Genomic DNA, 2,945 nt, shown 5'->3' on the forward strand with positions numbered 1-2,945 from the left:
TTATATCAACGGATATTACAACAACGTTAGGCCGCATCATTATAATGCCGGTTTAGCGCCAAATGAATCTGAGGTTAGATATCAAGATTCTAAAACTGTGGCCAAATTTTATTGACCACTACATATTGAAAACTGCTTTGCTGTTGGGCGAAGGCGTACATCATTATCCGTAGACTCACTTAATAAATTGTCTAATGATGTAGTGTAAACATCTTGGCAATAATTTTTAACTGCAACAATTGAGTTAGGATTATATTGACCATCGAAGCCTTTCTCTTGCTTAGTTAATAATATCCAAAACGTTTTTGCCAGAGAGTAAACATCCGCAAACATACCGTTTGCTTTTTCTGCTTCTCTTCGCATTTCTGGAGCCATTGTAAACTTTGCGCCTACATCTCTTTTTTGAGGGGTAACCTTAGCTTTATTTGGATACTTAACTAACCCAAAATCAGAAAAGTAAAGTCGATTATTATAGTAAAGAATATTTTCTGGCTTAATATCTCGATGTGCTATTTCTTGATCATGAAGCTCAGATAGTGTTTCAGCTAAGAGAACAAATTGAGTAGCAATTTCTGTAGTGGATTTTTTTTCAATTGATTTATAGATATCAATTGCTTTAGGCATTACAAACCAAGGTAGGTCTTCTCTAAGGTCGCTAGGGATATTCGATTCAATAATGTTTATGACACCATCTACATTTACCGTAGACATAATATGAATTTCATCAACAAATCTTTTGTAGTTAGTATCATCAATATTCTTCAATATTCTTCAATATTTTTATTGCTGAATTATCATATCCTTCTTTGGTCGCTTCCCATACATCTCCATTTCCACCTTCTCCTAGTGATTCAATTAACTCCCATCCACCGATTACATTGCCTTTTACTCGCTTATACTTTCGGTTTCTCAACTTTGTACTCATCAGCTCGCCTTGGGTGTTGTACAACGCCCTGTAAAGGGGCAAAATTTAGTTGGCTAAAATGTTGAGGAACGAATATAGCCAACTGTATTTTGTCCCGCTTGAAAGTTTGTTAGCAGCCTATTCCTCAGGGGTTTCTTCTAAAATATTAGCTTCAGCAATTAGCCTTAATTCATCGATATTTTCAATTAAACTAAAAAACTTTTGTTCTGCGTGCTCAGCTAACTCTAGTCGGACATCCCCACCACTTGGTGAAATTACATTGTTAATCTGAGTTAAGAAGTCAGTTAACGAATTAATATAATTATTGATATCTTGAACTTCATCTGTACTGAAATAACGAGCACGTTGACTAATAACAGTCTTAAACCATGTAACTTCTTTGTTCAATATTTTAGAATCATGGCGATAGCCAAACTCAACAACTCTCTCTGCTTGTTTAGTTAAAAATCGCATGTTTCGTAAGGTAACAATACGGTTATTAGTCGATTTATCGTTGGATTTTATAATCCAATCAATAAGTCTTACACCAAACCAAATGCCTATAAGCTCTGTAGATAGGTTACCCCAAACCCCTGAAACTTTATCAGGCATACTTGAAAATAATTGATCCGAATAGATATAAAGAATTGTACTAATTACTGCGAAAACACCGAATAAATCAACGTAAACTAAATACTTCTTATAATTCACCAAACTCTCCTTGGCTGCTAACAGCTTATTGAACACCATATTGGTGGTTTATAACACGCCAATATGGCGTATATTATATACCATGATAATTTCACCAATAATTACCATTGTATATAAGTAATTAAAACAGCTAGAAATTAAGCATGTTATTTGTGCTAATTACAGGCATTGATAAAACCCACCATTACTGTCCCAGCGAGCCTGCGGCTCAATGTGTTTGTTATAAAATACCTACAAAGATGGTGCGTAAGCATTCAGAGCGAAAAATAATATTAAAGCACTAACAACTAAAACCAAGTTTGAGACTGCACCTTTTATAAGGTCGTTAGGTGATTCATTCATTTCATCAACGTAGGTTTGCGGGGTTAACATTGAGAACAAAATTGCCAAACCTATAAAAAAAAAGCCTAGGATAAAAAAGTAAATTATTTTCCAATGCTTATAAAGTGAAGTTACATCTATCTTGTGAAGCAGTCGGCTATTTTCTATATTCTCAGTTCTAAGATATGCGGCTGAAGTGATAAAAGAGATTGTCCATAAATCCAAAAGAGTTTGAGGTACATCAATATTGAAGACTTTAAATATCCCTGATACAACTAAACGATAATACTCTAAGACACTTGAGAATACTCCAGAAAGACCAACCGTAAAAAATTGCTGGAACAAACTAACTAAACTTAATAAACTCACGAATAGCGCTAAATATTTAAGAATTTGATTCATAGCCAATGATTTAAAATTAGGAATTGACACCATAGTCACTTGTTATATGTTTTTACACGCTAGAATGGAATTTCATCTTCACTATCCAAAAAAGATTCAACAGGTTCAGGCCACTCGAGAATTTCAGTAAACGTTATACTATTTACTATTCCCTTACGATTAGTTCCACAAGACTCTTTAACTAATGTTCCATTACCCTTATCTTTCCAGCACTTTAAACTACTAAACGAAAAATCGTGGTCATTTTTACCATGCCCGCCAGTCTCACTTGATAAAAGTTCCCAACGAGGAGAATTTCGAAACTTATCTCTCATAGCGTTGCCAGCTTTAATAGTACTTAACATTGGATTTCTATTTGTACTGTAGGTCAAACTTTTCAACTGAAACCTCGTAAACATATAACGCCCAATTAACAGGCAAAAAATTGTTGGTTAAAATATGCGACGAAGGAGCAAAACCAACTGTTTTTTGGCCTTGTTTAATTTCTTGTATGGATAATAAACCCATAAATTAATTAATACTTTAACCAAGTTCGGGTAATGTGAGGCCCAAGCTTTGGCTGCAACCAAAGCCTTTTATACAGTAGTTCGATTGATTGAAGGCTCCT

Annotated in this window: 5 protein-coding genes; all 5 read right to left on the bottom strand. The window is 34.5% G+C overall.

From position 1 onward, the window contains the following. Positions 1 to 108 precede the first annotated feature (108 nt). Positions 109 to 765 (bottom strand): protein kinase domain-containing protein, encoded by a 657-nt coding sequence (locus tag H5117_RS20285; RefSeq protein WP_182739006.1) that lies wholly within the window; start codon positions 763 to 765, stop codon positions 109 to 111. Continuing rightward, entirely contained in the window at positions 752 to 925 is a 174-nt protein-coding gene (locus tag H5117_RS20290; RefSeq protein WP_182739007.1) for a hypothetical protein, read from the bottom strand. The genes H5117_RS20285 and H5117_RS20290 overlap by 14 nt, the downstream gene beginning before the upstream one ends. 117 nt (positions 926 to 1,042) lie before the next feature. After that, positions 1,043 to 1,615 (bottom strand): hypothetical protein, encoded by a 573-nt coding sequence (locus tag H5117_RS20295; RefSeq protein ID WP_182739008.1) that lies wholly within the window; start codon positions 1,613 to 1,615, stop codon positions 1,043 to 1,045. A gap of 231 nt (positions 1,616 to 1,846) precedes the next feature. Next, positions 1,847 to 2,368: a hypothetical protein gene (locus H5117_RS20300; RefSeq protein ID WP_182739009.1), complete on the bottom strand. Its 522-nt coding sequence runs from the start codon at positions 2,366 to 2,368 to the stop codon at positions 1,847 to 1,849. Between the two features lie 29 nt (positions 2,369 to 2,397). Beyond that, on the bottom strand, positions 2,398 to 2,682 hold the full coding sequence (locus H5117_RS20305; protein ID WP_182739010.1) for a hypothetical protein: 285 nt from the start codon (positions 2,680 to 2,682) through the stop codon (positions 2,398 to 2,400). Positions 2,683 to 2,945 lie beyond the last annotated feature (263 nt).

Origin of the sequence: Pseudoalteromonas sp. SG45-1 (genome assembly GCF_014164135.1) — a bacterium.
In the GTDB taxonomy this organism is placed as follows: domain Bacteria; phylum Pseudomonadota; class Gammaproteobacteria; order Enterobacterales; family Alteromonadaceae; genus Pseudoalteromonas; species Pseudoalteromonas distincta.